This is a genomic window from Pseudomonas putida, assembly GCF_002025705.1.
In the GTDB taxonomy this organism is placed as follows: Bacteria; Pseudomonadota; Gammaproteobacteria; order Pseudomonadales; family Pseudomonadaceae; genus Aquipseudomonas; species Aquipseudomonas putida_J.
The window spans coordinates 1,214,354-1,231,589 of sequence record NZ_CP018846.1; the positions used below are offsets into that span (position 1 = coordinate 1,214,354).

The following is a 17,236-nucleotide window of genomic DNA, read 5'->3' on the forward strand; positions in this document are numbered from 1 at the left end:
GGCCGCTCCTACAAGAGCCGTCTCGCCTTCCCTGAGACTCAAAAGTTCACAGATGCCGACAACCGCGCCGTGCGCGGCGCCCCCTGGAACAGGTAGTTGTCACCCAGGTAATCCCCCACATCGCGCCAGTAGCGCTTGTCGAAGACGTTATCCACTGTCAGCCGCAGCGTCGTGTTGTAGCCGCCAATGCGTGTGCGATAGCGGCTGCCGACGTCGAACACGGTATACCCGCCCACCTCCACATTCCCCGCCTGGCTCGCATACTTGCTGGCGCTGTAACGTGCCCCACCAAGCAATGCCAGGCCGGGCAATGGCAGGCTGTACTCGGCATGCAGGGCCGCACGCAAGCGCGGCACGTTGATCGCCTGATGGCCTTCATAGGCGTCGGTGTCACTGCCCTGCACCCGGGCACGAATCGCGGCGGCGCTAGCCTGAAGCTGCAGGTTCGAGGTTGCCCAGCCGCTGGCGCCCAGTTCCAGGCCAATGTTCTTCTGCTGGCCTTGCTGCACATAGGTGAAACTGCCGTCGCCTTCCGGGCGTGCGTACTGGTACGCCTGGCGGATCTGGAACAGCGCGGCGCTGAAGCTCATGCCCTGCCAGTCGCGCTTGATGCCGAGTTCCAGCTGGTGCGAGAGGGAGGGGGCAAGAATCTCCGCCGCGTTGCTGGCATACCATGGCGCTGTGCCGCCAGCCGACAGCCCCTTGGCGTAGCTGGCATACACAGTGGTGTCGGGGCGTGGTTTGTAGATCAGCGCGGCATTGGGCAACAGCTGGTATTGCCGGGTATGTCGCCCGGCAACGCCGTTCTCGTCCCAGGTCTTCTCATCCAGGCGTACTTCGCGTGCGCCAATCACGGTCTGCCATTGCTCGTTGAAGCTGATGCGATCGCTGATGAACAGGCCGTACTGGCGGCTGTCCAGTCGGCGTTCGCTCGATTCTATGGGGTTGGCAGATGGCTCCAGAAGCGGGGCACCCGTGTAGATATTTCCTTTGCCAATCCAGTCCATGTAGCTCGGACGTTGATCCAGAGTCCGACGCTGGGCGCTGCCACCTAACGTCAGGTCGTGTCCTGCACCGAGCGCTTCAAAATGCCCGCTGAGCATTGCTTGGGCTTCGTCTGTGCGCCTCGTGTCGTCCGGGCTGCGGAAGTCATAGATGTCGTAGTCGCCATTACTGCCAAAAAACGCACCTTCACTAGAGCCCCAGGCGAAAGCGCTGTAGTCATCGATCACCACCTTGCTGCGCGACGCACTCAAGGTGCCGGTCCAGGCCTCGTTGAAGCGGTACTCGAAGCGCCCACCGAGGTTCAGCGTGTCGTTCTGCACCGGCTTGGCCCAGTGCTGATAGGCCAGGCGGTCGCCTGGGTCGATGCCGTGGGGCAGTTCGCTGCCGCCCAGCAGCTGGTAGCCAGGCACCGAGCGCTGTTCGCGGTGCTGGTACTCGGCATCCAGCTGCAATGTGGCATCGGGGCTGATCTGCCAGTCGAAGGCCAGCGAGGCGAAGTCGCGCTTGCCGTCGGCATGGTCGACGTAGGAGCGGATGTCCTCGTGGGCCAGGTTGGCGCGCAGGCCGAACTGGCGCTCTCTGCCGAACCAGCCGCCGAGGTCGGTGGCAAGATAATGCTCGCCTTGCGCGTTGGTCGAAACCGTCACGCTGCGTACGTCTGCGGCGCGCTTGGTCACGTAGTTGATCAAGCCACCCGGCTCCGAGACGCCGCTCTGCAGCCCGGATAAGCCCTTGAGCAACTCGACCTGCTGCTTGTTCTCCAGCGCCACGTTCTGCTCGCCGGCGATAGTCTGCCCGTTGATGCGATAGCTGCTGGCGGCGTTGAGCTCGAAGCCGCGCACATTGAAGTTCTCGTAGTAGCCGATCGGGGCATAGCTTTCGCCCACCGAGGCATCGCTTTGCAGTACTTCGCTGAGCAGGCGGACCTGGCGGTCTTCCAGCAGTTGCTGGTTGAACACGCTGACCGAGGCGGGGGTGTCGAGCAGTGGTGCGGGCTGAAAGCCGCCGACCGAAGCCTCGCGCACCTGGTAGCCCTCATCGCCGTAGGTATCGGACACTTGCACTGGCGCCAGTTCGAGGCTGTTCTCGGCCAGGCCTTGCGGGCTGTGCAGGGCCAGGCCCAGGCTGAGCAGGCTCAGGGGCAGGTGAGGGCGAAGCAGGGGCATGCGTGGCGTCCTTGAGGCAAGTACTGCGCAGGCCTTTTCGCGGGCAAGCCCGCTCCCGCAGGTGCTGCACTGCCCACGAAGACAGTGCGTGACCTGTGGGAGCGGGCTTGCCCGCGAAAAGGCCGAAACAGGCAGAAAAAAGGGGCGCTATCTTATCAGGCCCCAGTCTTGCGGGTCTTCAGTCGGCAGGTGCCGGGCGGCGATGCTGGCGCCAGGTGTCGTCGATTTTCGACCAGGTCTTGCCGTCGGTAATGGCCATCAGTTTGCGGCCATCCTTGAAGGTGGCCAGGAAGGTGGCTTCTTCCTCCTTGCCGCCCAGCCAGAGCCCGGCCAGCAAGCCCACCGGGCCAGCCACCAGTGCCCCGGCCACGCCCCAGCCGAGCGCAGTACCCAGGCTGCGGCTGGATTCCAGGCTGGCCAGGCGCAGGTCAGCGATGCGCGCAAGTGAAATGCGTTCGCCGGGTGAAGGGCTGCGCGGGGTCTTGAGTGTGAGCGATCCATTGCGAAACTCGCCTTCACCTTGCAAGAAATCGCCGGATTGCACCGTGAGTCTTGTCATTGATTCGTCCTGTCAGTGAAAGGTCCTTGACCAGCGCCTACTGAGCGCCGCCGGGGCGGGCAAGTCAACGGCCAGGCGACGGAGGGTAATGCGCCGGGTTGTCGCACTCGATGGTGGCCTCAGGCTAGTTGCGCGGCGGCTTTGCGCTGCGCCACGCCCCATACCACCAGGGCCAGCGTGCCGATCACCAGGCCTGCCACCACGATGCCCATCCACCCTTGCCGCTGGAACAGCTGCGTGCCCAGCAACGAGCCTAGCGCACCGCCTATGAAGTAACAGGTGATGTAGCCGGCATTCAGTCGCGTACGTGCTTCAGGTCGCAAGGCGATCACCGCATTCTGGTTGCTCACGTGCACCAGCTGCACGGCAAGGTCCAGTACCAGCACGCCTGCCAGCAAGGCCATCAGCGAGTGTTCGGCAAAGCCCAGCGGGACCCATGACAACAACAGCGCCACCAGCCCAACGGTGGTGCCCAGCGAGCCCTGGCCACGGTCGGCCAGGCGCCCGGCCCAGTTGGCCGCCAGTGCGCCAGCCGCGCCGGCCAGGCCGAACAGCCCGATGGCCGCGTCGGAGTAGTGATAGGGCTCGCGCGCCAGCAGAAATGCCAGCGGCGTCCAGAACAGCGCGAACAGGCTGAACGCCAGCAGGCCTAGCAGCGAGCGCAGACGCAGCACGGGCTCTTCGATGAACAGGCGGAACACCGAGCCGATCAGCGCCGGGTACTTCAAGCCGGCATGGCTGTTGTGCTCGGGCAGGTTGCGGTACAACGCCAGCGCCGCAAGCGCCATCAGCACCGCTGCCAGCACATAGATGCTGCGCCAGCCGCCCAGCTCGGCCATGAAGCCAGCTGCGGTGCGTGCCAGCAGGATGCCCAGCAGCAAGCCGCTCATCAGCGTACCCACCGCGCGGCCGCGCTGATGCGGCTCGCTCAGGGTGGCGGCCAGCGGCACGAGGATCTGCGCCACCACCGAGAACAGGCCGGTGAGCGCGGTGCCGAGCAGCAACCAGGGCAGGCTCGGCGAGCAGGCGCTGATTACCAGGCCCAGGGTGGAAATGGCTGTCATCACCACGATCAACCGGCGCTGTTCGAACAGGTCGCCCAGTGGTGCCAGCAGCAACAGGCCGGCGCCATAGCTCAGTTGCGCGGCGACGACGATGCTACCGGCACTGGCGGTACTCAGGCCGAACTGTTGGGCGATGCTGTGCAGCAGCGGTTGGGCGTAGTAGTTGCTGGCCACGGCCAGGCCGGTGGCGGTGGCCATCAGCAGGATCAGGGTGCGGCTCAGGGATGGGGATTTCATGGGTAATCTCGTCGCGGGCAGTCAGTGACAATAAGTATCGGGAAGTGTCTTGGATGACGCCAATGTATAGTTTTCAACATATCCATCTTGAAAGCAGATAGATCGATGAATCTGAAACAGCTCGAATACGCCTTGGCGGTGGCTGACACCGGCAGTTTTACCCGTGCTGCCGAGCGTTGCCACGTGGTGCAATCGGCACTCAGCCACCAAGTGGCCAGGTTGGAATCGCAGTTGGGCGTCAGCCTGTTCGAGCGTAGTTCGCGGCGGGTGCGCCTGACGCCTGCTGGCGAGGCGTTCGTGCTGAGTGCCCGGCCTGCAGTGGAGGCCGCCAGACGCATTGGCGATGACGTGGCTGCGGCCTGCGGCCAAGTCCGTGGGCGGCTGTCGATTGGCGAAATCAGTTCGCTGACAGCGCTGGACCTGGTGGATGTTCTGGCGGTGTTCCATGGCCGCTACCCGGAAGTGGATGTGCGCTGGCTCACCGCTAAAAGCGAACTGTTGATTGCCGATGTCTGCGAACGTCGGCTGGATGTCGGTTTCATCGGCTTGTGGCAGGGCGAGGTATTGCAAGGTGTGCAGCATCGGTTGCTGGCGAGGGAGGAACTGGTGGCGGTGTTGCCGCTGACCCATGCGCTGGCGGGCAGGGCGCAACTGACGTTGGCTGACCTGGCTGATCAGGTGCTGGTGGACTTTCCCGAAGATACCGGAGCGCGACGCCAGACGGACGAGGCGTTTCAGGCTGCGGGGCTGGCAAGGCGTGTGAAGTTCGAGATCGGGCATATTCGACTGGTGGAAAAGTTCGTGCGGCGGGGCATGGCGATCGGCCTGGTGCCGGAGCGTATAGGCCAGAGCTTTCAGGGGGTGGCGGTGGCACGCTTGGTGGACGCGCCAGTGCGGCACCTGTATGCGGTGTGGGCAAAAAGCCCGACACCGGCCGCGCGGGCATTTCTTGAAGTCATGGAGCAGAGTCTGGCGGTCAGCGGCTGATTGTTTCCTTGCCTGTGCTGGCCCTGTCGCAGTGGTTCGTCGCCACGGCGATGGGGCCGGTGCAGGCTGAAGTCAGGCGGCAAAACCACCATCGGCGGTCAGGCTGGCGCCGGTGATGTAGCCGGCCTCGGGCCCCGCGAGGTAGGCGACGAAGCTGGCAATCTCATCGGCCTGCCCGTAGCGCCCGATCGCCATCAGCGGAATCAGGCTCTCGGCGAACTCGCCACTGGCCGGGTTCATGTCGGTGTCCACCGGCCCCGGCTGCACGTTGTTCACGGTAATGCCCTGCGGGCCCAGGTCACGGGCCATGCCTTTGGTCAGGCCGACCAGGGCCGATTTGCTCATGGCGTAGGGGGCACCGCCGGCGAACGGCATGCGTTCGGCGTTGGTGCTGCCGATGTTGATGATGCGCCCGCCCTGGCCCATGTAGCGGGCAGCTGCCTGGCTGGCGACGAACACGCTGCGCACGTTGATCGCGAGTGTGCGGTCGAAGTCGGCCAGGTCGAACTCCGCGAGTGGCGCCACAGCCAGCACGCCGGCGTTGTTGACCAGGATATCGAGGTGGCCGAACGCTTTCATCGCATCGTCCACAGCCAGTTGCAGTGCGGCGGCGTCGGCGCTGTCGGCGCGCAGGGCCAGGGCTTGGCCGCCGGCTGCCTTGACCTCTTCGGCCAGCGCTTCGGCCGGGCCGGCCGAGCTGATGTAGGTGAAGGCTACATGTGCACCTTCGCGGGCCAGGCGCCGCACGATGGCCGCACCGATACCGCGCGAGCCGCCTTGGACGAAGGCAACTTTGCCTTCGAGGGTAAGTTGCTTGGACATGCTGATCTCCTGCTGGAAGCAAGGCCGGATGCCTTGGATGGACGCAGTATCGACCGATGATTACCCGCTGATAAGATGGCAATCACTATCAGCAGAGTAAACCTTTGGTTGGTAATCATGGCCATGGAGTCTTTCAATGCCCTCGAGTGCTTCATCCGAAGCGCCGAGGTGGGCAGTTTCGCCGAGGCGGCCCGGCGCCTGAGCATCACCCCGGCGGCAGTGGGCAAGCACGTCGCCCAGCTGGAAGCGCGCCTTGGGGTGCGGCTGTTCCAGCGTAGTACGCGCAAGCTGACCTTGACCGAGGCGGGGCAGCGTTTTCTTGGCGAGGTGAGCGACAGTTTTCGGACCATCCAGTACGCAGTGGCCAACCTGGCCAGCGCCGAGGGCCAGCCGGCCGGGCTGCTGCGGGTGAGCATGGGCACCGTGTTCGGCCGCCTGTACGTGCTGCCGCTGCTGGGCGAGTTTCTGCGCCGTTACCCGGCGATTACCCCCGACTGGCATTTCGACAACCGCCAGGTCGATCTGATCGGCCAGGGCTTCGATGCGGCCATTGGTGGTGGTTTCGAGCTGCCGCTTGGGGTTGTGGCACGCAAGTTGACCCCGGCGCATCGGGTGCTGGTGGCGGCGCCCGCGTACCTGAGCAGGCATGCCGCCATCGAAGACCCACAGGTGTTGCAGCGCCATGACGGGATTCTGATCCGCTCGCCGCAGACCGGGCGGGTACGTTCCTGGCCATTGACCAGCCGCTGGCAGGCGCAGCAGCCGCTGCTGTTGCGCCAGGCGATGACCATGAGCGATTCGGATGCGGCGTGTGCGGTGGCGCAGCAGGGCTTGGGGATTGCCCTGGTCAGCTTGCCATTCGCTGTGCCTTATCTGGAGGCGGGGCAGCTGCAGCGGGTGCTGCCGGACTGGTATGTGGATGATGGGCATATCAGCTTGTATTACGCCGAGCACAAGCTGTTGCCGGGCAAGACCCGGGCGTTCATCGATTTTGTGGTGGAGCAGTTTTCCGAACGGGGGTTGGCGGAGCGCTTTGATGCCTTGGCCTAGAAATTTGTCGCCTGGCCCGGCCTCTTCGCGGGTAAACCAGCTCCTACAGGTACGGCGCTGTGCTCAGGGGCGGTGATGAACCTGTGGGAGCGGGCTTGCCCGCGAAAGGGCCCTGTCAGGCAACATCAATGATGTAGAACAGTTGCGAGCCCAGGTTCACCTCGTCATCGACCTTCTTGCCCGCCAGTTGCTGCCCTAACGGCGAACGAGGGGTGATCACGGTCACCAACTCATCCCCCTCGCCAATCTTCAACCCCGCCGCCTCAGGCCCGAGGAACAGCAGGCGCTGCCCGCCGTGTTCATCTTCCAGGGTAACCAGGTTGCTCACCTGCACTCCTCGCGCCGGGTCGTAATCGCGCAACAGCAATTGCTGGTAAGTCAGCAGCGCCTGGCGAATTTCGGCGGTGCGCCGTGCCTGCCCGGTGGCCAGGTACGATGCCTCCAGCCCCAGTGTGTCGTACTTGTTCTCGGCGATGTTCTCTTCGGCGGTGGCTGCCTCGTAGGCGGTTTGCGCCGCACGGCGCAGCACTTCCACGTCGGTTTCGAGGGCCGCGACGATGCGCGCGAGCAAAGTGGCCTTGTCCATGGTCAGTAACAGAACTCCAGTACGTTGGCCTGGCTCTTGTCGGTAGGCGCGGTACGGTTCTGCGAAAGCCAGAACTGGCACTTGGGGCTGTTGAGGTTGCGCGGGTTGCCTTGGGCGGCTTCGGCGGCCTGCTGGGCTTCCTGTTTGCGCAGGATATCCTTGTAGCGCTCGAACATCTCGTCCTGCGCGTGCGCCGGTTGCGCGGGCGCCGTTGCAGGTGCCGGCTCGTGGAAGACAGCTGGCGGCAGTTCGGGCTCAAGCCGTTCGGGCCACAGGCCCAGGGCCAGCCACAGGCTCAGGCCAATTGCCAGGGCGCCGAGCCATAGGCCTAAGGCTATGCATAAAACCAGTTGCAGCGGTTGCAGGGTGATCTTTAGTTCACGGGGGCGGGGCATGGTGGCCTCCTGGCAGGGCGGGCGAGGGGGCCATTGTCGCATGGCGCTGGCGCTTTTTTCCGAGCGGTGCTTTTGTCGGCGACAATTTATCCGCAGAATTCGCGGTTTTGCGCAGGGCGAGGCAGGGCACATGAAAACCACCTGGGACATTTTCTGCAGCGTCGTCGACAACTATGGCGATATCGGCGTGACCTGGCGCCTGGCCCGGCAACTGGTGGCCGAGTACGACCTGGCGGTGCGCCTGTGGGTGGATGACTTGAATGCCTTCGTGCCGCTGTGCCCGGGTGCCGATGCCGCTGCCGCGCAGCAATGGCAGCAGGGTGTCGATGTGCGCGCCTGGCCTGCCGAATGGCAACCCGCGGTGCCTGCGGATGTGGTGATCGGTGCCTTTGCCTGTCAGTTGCCGGCGGCCTACGTCGAAGCAATGCGCGCACGCGCGGTGCCGGTGCTGTGGCTGAACCTTGAGTACCTCAGTGCCGAGGACTGGGTGGAAGGTTGCCATGGCTTGCCATCGCCCCAGCCCAATGGCCTGCGCAAGGTGTTTTTCTTCCCGGGGTTCACGGCCAGGACCGGCGGGCTGCTGCGCGAGGCCAGCTTGCTGCCGCGCCGGCAGGCGTTCGAGCAATCGGCCGAGGCGCGCGCGGCGTTCCTGCAGAGCCTGGGTGTGCATCCGCAGCCCGGTGCGCTGCTGATGTCGCTGTTCGCCTACGAAAACGGGCAACTGGGCCGGTGGCTCGATGCGCTGGTCGAAGATGCCGACCCGGTCCACCTGCTGGTCCCGCAAGGGCGCATTCTCGGCGACCTGGGTGCCTGGCTGGGTGAGCTGCACCTGCAAGCCGGTGATGTGCACCAGCGCGGCACGTTGACCGTGCAGATCCTACCGTTCGTCAGCCAGGACGATTATGATCGCCTGCTGTGGAGCTGCGATTTCAACGCAGTGCGGGGGGAAGATTCGTTCGTGCGCGCCCAATGGGCCGGCCGGCCGATGCTGTGGCACATCTATGTGCAGGACGAGAATGCCCACTGGGAAAAGCTCGAAGCGTTCCTCGGCCATTATCGACAGGGCCTGTCGGACCCCGCCTGCGAGGCGTTGATGGCCTTGTGGCGTGCCTGGAACATGGACCGCGACATGCACGCGGCCTGGCAAGGTGCCCGCAAACACTGGGCAGAACTGCAGCAGCACGCCGCTGATTGGGCCGCGACTCAGGCCGCTCGGCCGGACCTTGCCGCAGCGCTAGTACACTTTTACCGAAATTCGCTATGATACGCGGCCTCGATTTTTATAAATCCATCCAGATTCGGATATTTTGCAATGAAAACTGGTAAAGAAATCAAACCCGGTACCGTTCTGCGCATCGATAACGATCCGTGGTTGGTTCAGAAGGCTGAGTTCACCAAGTCGGGCCGTAACAGCGCGATCATGAAGACCAAGCTGAAGAACCTGCTGACCGGCTACAAGACCGAAACCGTCTACGGTGCAGACGACAAGCTGGACGACGTGATCCTGGATCGCAAAGAAGCGACCCTGTCGTTCATCAATGGTGACGAATACACCTTCATGGACACCACCGACTACACCATGTACGAACTGAACGCCGAGGACATCGAAGCCGTTCTGCCGTACATCGAAGAAGGCATGGAAGACGTCTGCGAAGCCGTATTCTTCGAAGGCCGTCTGGTATCGGTTGAACTGCCGACCACCATCAGCCGTAAGGTTGTCTACACCGAGAACGCTGCTCGTGGCGACACTTCCGGTAAGGTCATGAAGCCTGCCAAGCTGGCAAACGGTACCGAGATCCAGGTTGCCGACTTCATCGCTATCGACGAGTGGATCGACATCGACACTCGCGACAACAGCTTCAAAGGCCGCTCCAAGAAGTAATCCTTCTTGCGAAACGCAAAAAACCCGGCCTTGGCCGGGTTTTTTTATGCCTGTGATTGCTGCAGCTATCGGCATGCTCTTGTGGGAGCGGCCTTGTGTCGCGAAAGGACCGCAACGCGGTCCCAGCGATATTGCGACCTATGCGAGATCTTGGGGCTGCTTCGCACCCCTTTCGCGACGCAAGGCCGCTCCCACATTCAGACAGTCACGTGCAACCGGACGTCTACATTGCCGCGGGTGGCGTTGGAGTACGGGCAAACCTTGTGGGCCTTTTCCACCAGCCCTTCGGCGTCGGCCTGGGCCAGGCCCGGCAGGTTGATGTGCAGGTCGATATCCAGGCCGAAGCCACCGGGGATCTGGCCGATACCGACCTTGGCGGTGATCGAGGCATCCGCAGGTAGGGCTTTCTTTTCCTGGCCGGCGACGAATTTCAGCGCGCCGATGAAGCAGGCCGAGTAGCCGGCGGCGAACATCTGCTCAGGGTTGGTGCCGTCACCACCTGCGCCACCAAGTTCCTTGGGGGTGCTCAGCTTGACTTCCAGCTTGCCGTCGCTGGAGCGGGATTTGCCGTCGCGACCGCCGGTGGAGGTGGCTTCTGCGATGTACAGCGGAGTGACCTTTTGCATCTTGAGCCTCGCTAGTGTGCTGTGCGCCCCTGGTGATCAGGTGGCGTCGTGTGGGTGCGGGATTTAAATTAGCGCGCAATTAGTTGGTGCGCAAGATAAATCTTCGCCGCTCATCCGAACGGGCATCACACAGCGTAGCCGTCAGAGGTTTTTTTGCAGGCTGTCGCGCAGCTCCAGGAGGTCGGCCTGCAGCTGTTGCAGGCGTTCGAGGCTGCGGCCGCTGGCCTTGAGGATGCACTGCGGCACTTCCCGGGCTTGCTGCTGCAAGGCGCGGCCCTTGTCGGTCAGTTGCACCAGTACCACCCGCTCATCTTCGCGGCTGCGGTTGCGCTGTAGCAGGCCTTCGCTTTCCAGGCGCTTGAGCAGGGGCGTGAGCGAGCCAGGGTCGGTCAGCAGGTGCTGGCTGATTTCACCGACAGTAAGGCCGTCCTGCTCCCACAGTACGAGCATTGCCAGGTACTGCGGGTAAGTCAGGCCCAGCGCTTGCAGCAGCGGCTTGTAGACCTTGGTCATCAGCAACGAGGTGGAGTGCAGGGCGAAGCAGACCTGGTTGTCCAGCAGCAGCTCGTCACAGGAAGCTTGGGTGTTGGCGTTCATGCAGGTCCTTGAATGTCATCAATGGAGAAATCTAGCACGCTGAAGGTTGGTGCGCTTACTACCAGCGCAGCTCACTGCGCGGCGCCAGGCCCCAGGGTGGAACCGGGCGCAAGCGGCTCTTGAGAAATTCGAGCAGCAAACGGCTGCGAGAGTTCGTTTCATGTTCAAGGCGCAGTGCATAAATGCCACTGGTTTCAGCTTCGGGCGGGCTGTTGTCGCAGAACAGCGGTATTCGTTCGCCGCGCAGCATAGAAACTGCCAGTCTCCTGTACATCGAGGATCAGGCCTGGCGGGGCGGTCAGGGTATCGGGGCTCATGACCATTTTGCTTATGCGAAGCGCGGGTAGCCATTGTGCGTCGCGGTGAGTTTCCCTGCCAGCGCGCAATCGTTAGCATGCTCGCATTCCAAACAGGCGGGTGAGACCCTGATGATCGAGTGGTTGTTGTATATCGTGCTGGGCGCTGCCCTGGGCACCATGGGTGGGTTGTTCGGCATCGGTGGCGGGCTTATCGCCATCCCGGCATTAGGGGTGTTGTTCGGCCTCGATCAGCAACTGGCCCAGGGCACGGCGCTGGTGATGGTGGTGCCGAACGTGCTGCTGGCGCTGTGGCGCTATCACCAGCGCAACCGTATCGAGTTGCGCCACGCCTTGCCGCTGTCACTGTGCAGCTTCCTGTTCGCCTGGCTCGGGTCGATCTGGGCGGTGGGCATCGATGCGCATGCCATGCGTCTGGGTTTTGTCGGTTTTCTGGTGGCGCTGGCGGTGTGGAACGTGGCGCGGATGTTTCTCAAGGGGGCGCCGCCCACTTCCCAGCTGCGCCATGCCTGGCCGTGGCTGGGTGTGCTGGGCAGCTTTGCCGGGACCATGGGCGGCCTGTTTGGCGTGGGTGGGGCGGTGGTGGCCACGCCGATTCTGACCAGTGTGTTCGGCGCTACCCAGGTGGTGGCGCAGGGGCTGTCGCTGGCGCTGGCGGCACCGAGTACCTTGGTGACGCTGGTGACTTACGGGGTGCATCACAGTGTCGACTGGAGCGTGGGTATTCCGTTGGCGGTCGGTGGGCTGCTGAGTATCAGCTGGGGCGTGAAACTGGCCCATGCGCTGCCCGAGAAGGTACTGCGGGCGATGTTCTGTGTATTTCTGGTTGTGTGTGCCGTGATGTTGACGTTTGAACTATAAGATCGCCGGGGCCGCTTTGCGGCCCATCGCAGGCAAGCCAGCTCCCACAGGGATAGTGCAGGCTTCGAGGCCTGTGCAGTACCTCTGGGAGCTGGCTTGCCTGCGATGGGCTGCGCAGCAGCCCCAAATTATTGGAATCCTTCGACAATGTAATCGGCCATGCAGTCGGTAATCGGCGACTGGCTCTGGCTGTTGCGCAGCAGCATCACGTTGGCCACCGGCAACTGCGGTAACCCTTCGCTCTCGCCCAGAATGCGGATGTTGCCACCCACAAGGCTCTGCAACTGCGCCGTCACCGCCAGCCCCGCGGTGACGATGGCAAAGATCGCCGCCAGGCTGGGGCTGGTGTAGGCAATGCGGTAGTCGATGCCTTGGGCCTCCAGGGCATTGCAGGTCCAGGCGCGGCAGAAGCAGTCGGTGTTGAACAGCGCCAACGGCATGGGCCGTTGCTCCTGCGGGCAGAAGCCTTCGGCGGCAGCCCACACCAGGCGCTCCTGGCGCAACAGTTGGCCAACCTCGTTGCCCGGCTCGCGGGTGACGATGGTCAGGTCCAGGTCCTGGCGCAGCATCAGTTGCTTGGACGAGTCGCAATGCACCTCCACCTGTACCAGCGGGTAGGCCTGGGCGAAGCTCGAAAGGATGGTCGGCAGAAAGCGCATGGCGTAGTCATCCGGCGTGCCGATGCGCACCAGCCCGACCATGTGCGGCATGCGCAGGGTGTTGAACACTTCCCCATGCAGTTTGAGGATGCGCCGGGCATACCCAAGCAGCACCTGGCCCTCGGCGGTGAGCCTGACCTGGCGGCCTTCGCGCTCGAACAGCTGGCGCTGCAGGATGTCTTCCTCCAGGCGCTTCATCTGCATGCTTACCGCCGACTGGGTGCGGTTGACCACTTCGCCGGCGCGGGTGAAGCCGCCTTGCTCGGCGATGGCGACGAAGGTGCGCAGCACGTCGGCATCGAGGCTCTGGTACTGGGACATTGCATCAATCTCCGAGATGCATGGCATCAGAAACATTCGTTGGATTGATCTTAAGCCCGGGCAGAGACTGGAGCCATCAACACGGAGGGCTTCACGATGAAAGGTCATGTCAGCAGCATCCAGCAACCTGCCTTTTCCCTGAACCACCTGTGGCATGTGGCCCTGGACCGTCCGGCCCGGTGGCTGCAGCTGTACCGCCAGCGCCAGGAACTGGCCAGCCTGAGTGATGCGACCCTGCATGACCTGGGCTTGAGCCGGGCGGACATACAGCAAGAGGCCGAGCGGCATTTCTGGGATGACCCGTTGCGTAAATGAGCTAAGTTTGTCGGTGGGTCTACCGGCCTCTTCGCGGCTAAAGCCGCTCCTACAGGCGAAACGGTAGCCTGTGCAGGAGCGGCTTTAGCCGCGAAGAGGCCGGTAGCCCCACCACAAGGAGCCCAGGCTTGGCGCTCAAGATGTCCATCAACCAGGCCCGCCGTCTGGCCTTGTCAGCTCAGGGCTTTGGCAAGCCACCCGAAGCTACTCCGGCGCTGCCCGCACTCAAACGCATGCTGCAGCGCCTGGGCGTCGTGCAGATCGACTCGGTCAACGCCGTGGTGCGCTCCCATTACCTGCCGCTGTTCTCCCGCCTGGGCGACTACCCGCCGGCCATGCTCGACCAACTCGCCTGGGGCCGTGGCCGCCAGCGCCAGCTGTTCGAATATTGGGGCCACGAAGCCTCGCTGTTACCTCTCAGCCTCTACCCGCTGCTGCGCTGGCGCATGGCCCATGCCGCCGATGGCCGCGGCATCTACCGCCAGCTTGCGCAATTTGGCCGCGAACGCCAGGACGTGATCGCCCGCGTGCTGGCTGCAGTGCGCGAACAGGGTGCGCTGGGCGCGGGCAGCCTGTCCACCCGCCAGGAGCGGGCCGGCCCCTGGTGGGACTGGAGCGAAGAAAAACATGCGCTGGAATGGCTGTTCGCCGCCGGTGAAGTGACGGTGGCGGGGCGCCGCGGCTTCGAAAGGCTTTACGACGTACCGGAAAAGGTGCTGCCCAAGGCGATCCTCGATCAGGCGCTGCCGTGCGAAACCGAAGCCCATCAAGGCCTGATGCTGCACGCCGCCACGGCCCTGGGCGTGGCCACCGAACGCGACCTGCGCGACTACTTCCGCCTTGAGCCCGGCCAGGGCAGGGCGGCGCTGGATGAGCTGGTCGCCGATGGCCGTTTGCAGCCGGTCGAGGTGCAGGGCTGGAAGCAGTTGGCCTACTGCGCCGGCTCACCACGCATCCCCCGGCGCATCGAAGCCAGCGCACTGCTGTCGCCATTCGATTCATTGGTCTGGGAGCGCAGCCGCACCGAGCGGCTGTTCGATTTCCACTATCGCCTGGAGATCTACACCCCGGCGCACAAGCGGGTATATGGCTACTACGTGCTGCCGTTCCTCTACCGCGAGCGCATTGCCGCGCGCCTGGACCTGCGCGCCGAGCGCGCCCTGGGGCAACTGGCGGTACACGCCGTGCATACAGAGTCGATAGCGTTGGACGATGAGGGGTATCAAGCCCTGGCGGGTCATCTGTTGCGCATGGCCCGCTGGCTGGGCCTGGAGCGGGTGCAACTGAACTGCCCTCGGGCAGAGGGCAGCCGGTTGCGTCAGGCTTTGCTCAGCGCCGCACCTGCTTGAGGGTTTCGGCGATCAGGAAGGCCAGCTCCAGCGACTGATCGGCGTTCATCCGCGGGTCGCAATGGGTGTGATAGCGGTCGGACAAGGCATCCTCGGTGATCGGCCGGGCGCCGCCGATGCACTCGGTGACGTTCTGCCCGGTCATCTCGATATGGATGCCGCCGGCATGGCTGCCCTCGGCCTGGTGCACCTGGAAGAACTGCTTCACCTCGTCGAGGATCTGCGCGAAGTCGCGGGTCTTGTAGCCGCTGCTGGCCTTGATGGTGTTGCCGTGCATCGGGTCGGAGCTCCACAGCACCTTGCGCCCCTCGCGCTCGACGGTACGGATCAGGCCCGGCAGGTGCGCGCCGACCTTGCCGGCGCCCATGCGCACGATCAAGTTGAGGCGGCCGGGGTCGTTGGCCGGGTTGAGCGTGTCGATCAGACGGATCAGCTCTTCGGGGTTCATGCTGGGGCCGACCTTGACCCCGATCGGGTTGTGCACGCCGCGCAGGAACTCGACATGGGCACCATCGAGCTGGCGGGTGCGGTCGCCGATCCACAGCATGTGCGCTGAGCAGTCGTAGTAGTCGCCGGTCAGGCTGTCCTGGCGCACGAAGGCTTCTTCATAGTTGAGCAGCAGCGCTTCGTGGGCCGTGAAGAAGCTGGTCTCGCGCAGTTGTGGCGCGCTGTCCAGGCCGCAGGCGCGCATGAAGGCCAAGGTTTCGTCGATACGGTTGGCCAGTTGGTGGTACTTGTCAGCCAGCGCCGAGTTGGCGATGAAATCGAGGTTCCACTTGTGCACCTGATGCAGGTCGGCAAAGCCGCCTTGGGCGAAGGCGCGCAGCAGGTTGAGGCTGGCGGTGGCCTGGTGGTAGGCCTGCAGCAGGCGCTCCGGGTCCGGTACGCGGCTCTTTTCGTCGAAGCCGATACCGTTGACGATGTCGCCGCGGTACGCCGGCAGGGTGACGTTGCCGATGGTTTCGTCACCCGAGGAGCGCGGCTTGGCGAACTGCCCGGCCATGCGCCCGACCTTCACCACCGGGCAGCCGGCGGCGAAGGTCATGACGATGGCCATCTGCAGCAGCACCTTGAAGGTGTCGCGGATCTTCGCCGCCGAGAACTCGGCGAAGCTCTCGGCGCAGTCGCCGCCTTGCAACAGAAAGGCGCGGCCCTCGGTGACCTCGGCGAACTGCCGGCGCAGCTCACGCGCCTCGCCGGCGAACACCAGCGGCGGGTAGCTGGCCAGGGTCTGCTCGACCTTGAGCAGGTGCGCGGCGTCGGGATAGGTCGGTTGCTGCTGGATCGGCAGGGCTCGCCAGCTGTCAGGGCTCCACGGTCGGTTCATCACAGGCTCGGTATTGTCTGTTTGGGCTGCCTGCCATGGTAACAGTTGGCGCCGCGCTTGTTGCATCCGGGGCGTTGGCGGACAATGCGCGTTTTTGCGCGGGTGGGTGGCAGGTAGATGGCGACGGAGCGGGAAGAGAAGCTGTTGGCCCGGGTCGAGGATGCCTTTGGCGTGATCAGCGTGTACGAGGTGGAAGATTACCGCTTCCTCGAATTCGGCGATGCCATCGAGCAGAGCTGCGTGTTCACCGCCGACCCGAGTTGGCTGGAATATGACTACACCCGCGCCATGCTGGTTGGCGCGCTGTGCCATGAGCAGCCGGAGAGCGCGCTGTTTCTCGGCCTGGGCGCCGGCACCCTGACCCAGGCGTGCATGAAGTTCCTGCCGCTGGAAGACATCGAGGCTATCGAGCTGCGCGCGGACGTACCTCGCCTGGCCATGGAACACCTGGGGCTGGACGATGACCCGCGCCTGTACGTGCGCATAGGCGACGCCCTGGAGTTGCTGCCCACGGCCGAGCAGACCGACCTTTTGTTCGTCGACCTTTACACCGACCACGGCCCGGGTGTCGGGCACCTGGCGTGGAATTTCCTCGAGAACTGCCAGAAGAAGCTGAACCCGGGCGGTTGGCTGGTGATCAACCAGTGGGCCAACGATGATGGCAAGCCGCTGGGCGCGGCGCTGCTGCGCGGGTTGTACCACCGGCATTACTGGGAGTTGCCGGTGAAGGAGGGCAATGTGATCCTGCTGGTGCCGGCGGATCTGGAGCAGGAACTGGACCTCGACGGTCTGCGGGCGCGGGCCGAGGCCATGGCGCCGCGGTTGGGGTATAGCCTGGAAGGGCTGATTCGCGAGATCCGGCCAGCTACCTGAAGGCCCGCACGTTCACTGTGGGAGCGGCCTTGTGTCGCGAAAGGGCCGCGCAGCGGCCCCGGCAATCCGTGCGGCGAAGCTGTATCCTGGGGCGCTGCGCACCCCTTTCGCGACACAAGGCCGCTCCCACAATGAGCGCGTCAGCCATCTGAGAATTATCGATTCAGCGGATAGCAGCTGATGGCTCGGTACTGGCCGTAGGGCCAGAAAAATTTACTCACTCCCTGGCATTAATTCG

18 protein-coding genes and 1 pseudogene are annotated in these 17,236 nt (G+C 63.9%); 8 read left to right on the forward strand and 11 right to left on the reverse strand.

Features of this window, described 5'->3' with window-relative positions; all coding sequences use genetic code 11:
• Nucleotides 1-38 precede the first annotated feature (38 nt).
• From BUQ73_RS05615 to BUQ73_RS05625, 3 genes are all read right to left on the reverse strand, one after another.
• Nucleotides 39-2,171: a TonB-dependent siderophore receptor gene (locus BUQ73_RS05615; RefSeq protein ID WP_079227006.1), complete on the reverse strand. Its 2,133-nt coding sequence runs from the start codon at nucleotides 2,169-2,171 to the stop codon at nucleotides 39-41.
• 178 nt (nucleotides 2,172-2,349) lie between these two features.
• Complete coding sequence (locus BUQ73_RS05620; RefSeq protein WP_060483775.1) at nucleotides 2,350-2,730, reverse strand: hypothetical protein; 381 nt, start codon at nucleotides 2,728-2,730, stop codon at nucleotides 2,350-2,352.
• 119 nt (nucleotides 2,731-2,849) lie between these two features.
• Nucleotides 2,850-4,031, reverse strand: coding sequence for an MFS transporter (locus tag BUQ73_RS05625; protein ID WP_079227007.1), 1,182 nt, complete (start codon nucleotides 4,029-4,031; stop codon nucleotides 2,850-2,852).
• Nucleotides 4,032-4,136: 105 nt separating this feature from the next.
• On the opposite strand from BUQ73_RS05625, the gene BUQ73_RS05630 reads away from it, so the two are divergent.
• Nucleotides 4,137-5,018, forward strand: a complete 882-nt coding sequence (locus BUQ73_RS05630; protein ID WP_079227008.1) for a LysR family transcriptional regulator — start codon at nucleotides 4,137-4,139, stop codon at nucleotides 5,016-5,018.
• A gap of 72 nt (nucleotides 5,019-5,090) precedes the next feature.
• On the opposite strand, the gene BUQ73_RS05635 is transcribed toward BUQ73_RS05630, so the two are convergent.
• The gene (locus BUQ73_RS05635; protein ID WP_079227009.1) at nucleotides 5,091-5,840 is read right to left on the reverse strand and encodes a 3-oxoacyl-ACP reductase family protein; all 750 of its coding nucleotides are present in this window, start codon (nucleotides 5,838-5,840) and stop codon (nucleotides 5,091-5,093) included.
• A gap of 117 nt (nucleotides 5,841-5,957) precedes the next feature.
• Between BUQ73_RS05635 and BUQ73_RS05640 the strand changes: the two genes are divergently transcribed.
• Complete coding sequence (locus BUQ73_RS05640) at nucleotides 5,958-6,890, forward strand: LysR family transcriptional regulator (RefSeq protein WP_079227010.1); 933 nt, start codon at nucleotides 5,958-5,960, stop codon at nucleotides 6,888-6,890.
• A 115-nt stretch (nucleotides 6,891-7,005) separates the two neighbouring features.
• On the opposite strand, the gene BUQ73_RS05645 is transcribed toward BUQ73_RS05640, so the two are convergent.
• Entirely contained in the window at nucleotides 7,006-7,476 is a 471-nt protein-coding gene (locus BUQ73_RS05645; RefSeq protein ID WP_079227011.1) for a GreA/GreB family elongation factor, read from the reverse strand.
• Between the two features lie 2 nt (nucleotides 7,477-7,478).
• Nucleotides 7,479-7,871, reverse strand: coding sequence for a hypothetical protein (locus BUQ73_RS05650; protein ID WP_079227012.1), 393 nt, complete (start codon nucleotides 7,869-7,871; stop codon nucleotides 7,479-7,481).
• Between the two features lie 130 nt (nucleotides 7,872-8,001).
• On the opposite strand from BUQ73_RS05650, the gene earP reads away from it, so the two are divergent.
• Together earP and efp are read left to right on the forward strand one after the other, a co-directional pair.
• A complete protein-coding gene (gene earP, locus BUQ73_RS05655; protein ID WP_079227013.1) occupies nucleotides 8,002-9,135 on the forward strand; it encodes an elongation factor P maturation arginine rhamnosyltransferase EarP in 1,134 nt (377 codons plus the stop codon).
• A gap of 48 nt (nucleotides 9,136-9,183) precedes the next feature.
• Nucleotides 9,184-9,753 carry an elongation factor P gene (gene efp, locus BUQ73_RS05660; protein WP_027919495.1) on the forward strand — a complete coding sequence of 190 codons (570 nt, stop codon included), beginning with the start codon at nucleotides 9,184-9,186 and terminating at the stop codon, nucleotides 9,751-9,753.
• A gap of 197 nt (nucleotides 9,754-9,950) precedes the next feature.
• Here the strand turns inward: efp and BUQ73_RS05665 are convergent, their stop codons facing one another.
• The 3 genes and pseudogenes from BUQ73_RS05665 to BUQ73_RS05675 form a co-directional block, all read right to left on the reverse strand.
• Entirely contained in the window at nucleotides 9,951-10,379 is a 429-nt protein-coding gene (locus BUQ73_RS05665) for an organic hydroperoxide resistance protein (protein WP_023632623.1), read from the reverse strand.
• A gap of 141 nt (nucleotides 10,380-10,520) precedes the next feature.
• On the reverse strand, nucleotides 10,521-10,976 hold the full coding sequence (locus BUQ73_RS05670) for a MarR family winged helix-turn-helix transcriptional regulator (RefSeq protein ID WP_027919493.1): 456 nt from the start codon (nucleotides 10,974-10,976) through the stop codon (nucleotides 10,521-10,523).
• 58 nt (nucleotides 10,977-11,034) lie between these two features.
• Nucleotides 11,035-11,226, reverse strand: a pseudogene (locus BUQ73_RS05675) (LysR family transcriptional regulator); the annotation flags it as partial.
• Nucleotides 11,227-11,404: 178 nt separating this feature from the next.
• Here BUQ73_RS05675 and BUQ73_RS05680 point away from each other — a divergent pair.
• Complete coding sequence (locus tag BUQ73_RS05680; RefSeq protein ID WP_079227014.1) at nucleotides 11,405-12,154, forward strand: sulfite exporter TauE/SafE family protein; 750 nt, start codon at nucleotides 11,405-11,407, stop codon at nucleotides 12,152-12,154.
• Nucleotides 12,155-12,282: 128 nt separating this feature from the next.
• Here BUQ73_RS05680 and BUQ73_RS05685 read toward each other — a convergent pair whose 3' ends face one another.
• Nucleotides 12,283-13,134, reverse strand: coding sequence for a LysR substrate-binding domain-containing protein (locus BUQ73_RS05685; RefSeq protein WP_079230488.1), 852 nt, complete (start codon nucleotides 13,132-13,134; stop codon nucleotides 12,283-12,285).
• Nucleotides 13,135-13,230: 96 nt separating this feature from the next.
• On the opposite strand from BUQ73_RS05685, the gene BUQ73_RS05690 reads away from it, so the two are divergent.
• Together BUQ73_RS05690 and BUQ73_RS05695 are read left to right on the forward strand one after the other, a co-directional pair.
• Nucleotides 13,231-13,449, forward strand: a complete 219-nt coding sequence (locus BUQ73_RS05690) for a DUF1127 domain-containing protein (RefSeq protein WP_027919490.1) — start codon at nucleotides 13,231-13,233, stop codon at nucleotides 13,447-13,449.
• Nucleotides 13,450-13,577: 128 nt separating this feature from the next.
• Entirely contained in the window at nucleotides 13,578-14,798 is a 1,221-nt protein-coding gene (locus tag BUQ73_RS05695; RefSeq protein WP_079227015.1) for a winged helix-turn-helix domain-containing protein, read from the forward strand.
• Here BUQ73_RS05695 and BUQ73_RS05700 read toward each other — a convergent pair.
• The gene (locus BUQ73_RS05700; RefSeq protein WP_079227016.1) at nucleotides 14,779-16,125 is read right to left on the reverse strand and encodes a class II 3-deoxy-7-phosphoheptulonate synthase; all 1,347 of its coding nucleotides are present in this window, start codon (nucleotides 16,123-16,125) and stop codon (nucleotides 14,779-14,781) included. The genes BUQ73_RS05695 and BUQ73_RS05700 overlap by 20 nt on opposite strands.
• 117 nt (nucleotides 16,126-16,242) lie before the next feature.
• On the opposite strand from BUQ73_RS05700, the gene BUQ73_RS05705 reads away from it, so the two are divergent.
• Nucleotides 16,243-16,998, forward strand: coding sequence for a spermidine synthase (locus BUQ73_RS05705; RefSeq protein ID WP_079227017.1), 756 nt, complete (start codon nucleotides 16,243-16,245; stop codon nucleotides 16,996-16,998).
• Nucleotides 16,999-17,236 lie beyond the last annotated feature (238 nt).

Excerpts from the sequence above, each read along its gene's own strand:
- BUQ73_RS05615 (WP_079227006.1), bottom strand. The coding sequence starts at position 2,171 with ATGCCCCTGCTTCGCCCTCACCTGCCCCTGAGCCTGCTCAGCCTGGGC.
- BUQ73_RS05620 (WP_060483775.1), bottom strand. The coding sequence starts at position 2,730 with ATGACAAGACTCACGGTGCAATCCGGCGATTTCTTGCAAGGTGAAGGC.
- BUQ73_RS05625 (WP_079227007.1), bottom strand. The coding sequence starts at position 4,031 with ATGAAATCCCCATCCCTGAGCCGCACCCTGATCCTGCTGATGGCCACC.
- BUQ73_RS05630 (WP_079227008.1), top strand. The coding sequence starts at position 4,137 with ATGAATCTGAAACAGCTCGAATACGCCTTGGCGGTGGCTGACACCGGC.
- BUQ73_RS05635 (WP_079227009.1), bottom strand. The coding sequence starts at position 5,840 with ATGTCCAAGCAACTTACCCTCGAAGGCAAAGTTGCCTTCGTCCAAGGC.
- BUQ73_RS05640 (WP_079227010.1), top strand. The coding sequence starts at position 5,958 with ATGGCCATGGAGTCTTTCAATGCCCTCGAGTGCTTCATCCGAAGCGCC.
- BUQ73_RS05645 (WP_079227011.1), bottom strand. The coding sequence starts at position 7,476 with ATGGACAAGGCCACTTTGCTCGCGCGCATCGTCGCGGCCCTCGAAACC.
- BUQ73_RS05650 (WP_079227012.1), bottom strand. The coding sequence starts at position 7,871 with ATGCCCCGCCCCCGTGAACTAAAGATCACCCTGCAACCGCTGCAACTG.
- earP (WP_079227013.1), top strand. The coding sequence starts at position 8,002 with ATGAAAACCACCTGGGACATTTTCTGCAGCGTCGTCGACAACTATGGC.
- efp (WP_027919495.1), top strand. The coding sequence starts at position 9,184 with ATGAAAACTGGTAAAGAAATCAAACCCGGTACCGTTCTGCGCATCGAT.
- BUQ73_RS05665 (WP_023632623.1), bottom strand. The coding sequence starts at position 10,379 with ATGCAAAAGGTCACTCCGCTGTACATCGCAGAAGCCACCTCCACCGGC.
- BUQ73_RS05670 (WP_027919493.1), bottom strand. The coding sequence starts at position 10,976 with ATGAACGCCAACACCCAAGCTTCCTGTGACGAGCTGCTGCTGGACAAC.
- BUQ73_RS05680 (WP_079227014.1), top strand. The coding sequence starts at position 11,405 with ATGATCGAGTGGTTGTTGTATATCGTGCTGGGCGCTGCCCTGGGCACC.
- BUQ73_RS05685 (WP_079230488.1), bottom strand. The coding sequence starts at position 13,134 with ATGTCCCAGTACCAGAGCCTCGATGCCGACGTGCTGCGCACCTTCGTC.
- BUQ73_RS05690 (WP_027919490.1), top strand. The coding sequence starts at position 13,231 with ATGAAAGGTCATGTCAGCAGCATCCAGCAACCTGCCTTTTCCCTGAAC.
- BUQ73_RS05700 (WP_079227016.1), bottom strand. The coding sequence starts at position 16,125 with ATGAACCGACCGTGGAGCCCTGACAGCTGGCGAGCCCTGCCGATCCAG.
- BUQ73_RS05705 (WP_079227017.1), top strand. The coding sequence starts at position 16,243 with ATGGCGACGGAGCGGGAAGAGAAGCTGTTGGCCCGGGTCGAGGATGCC.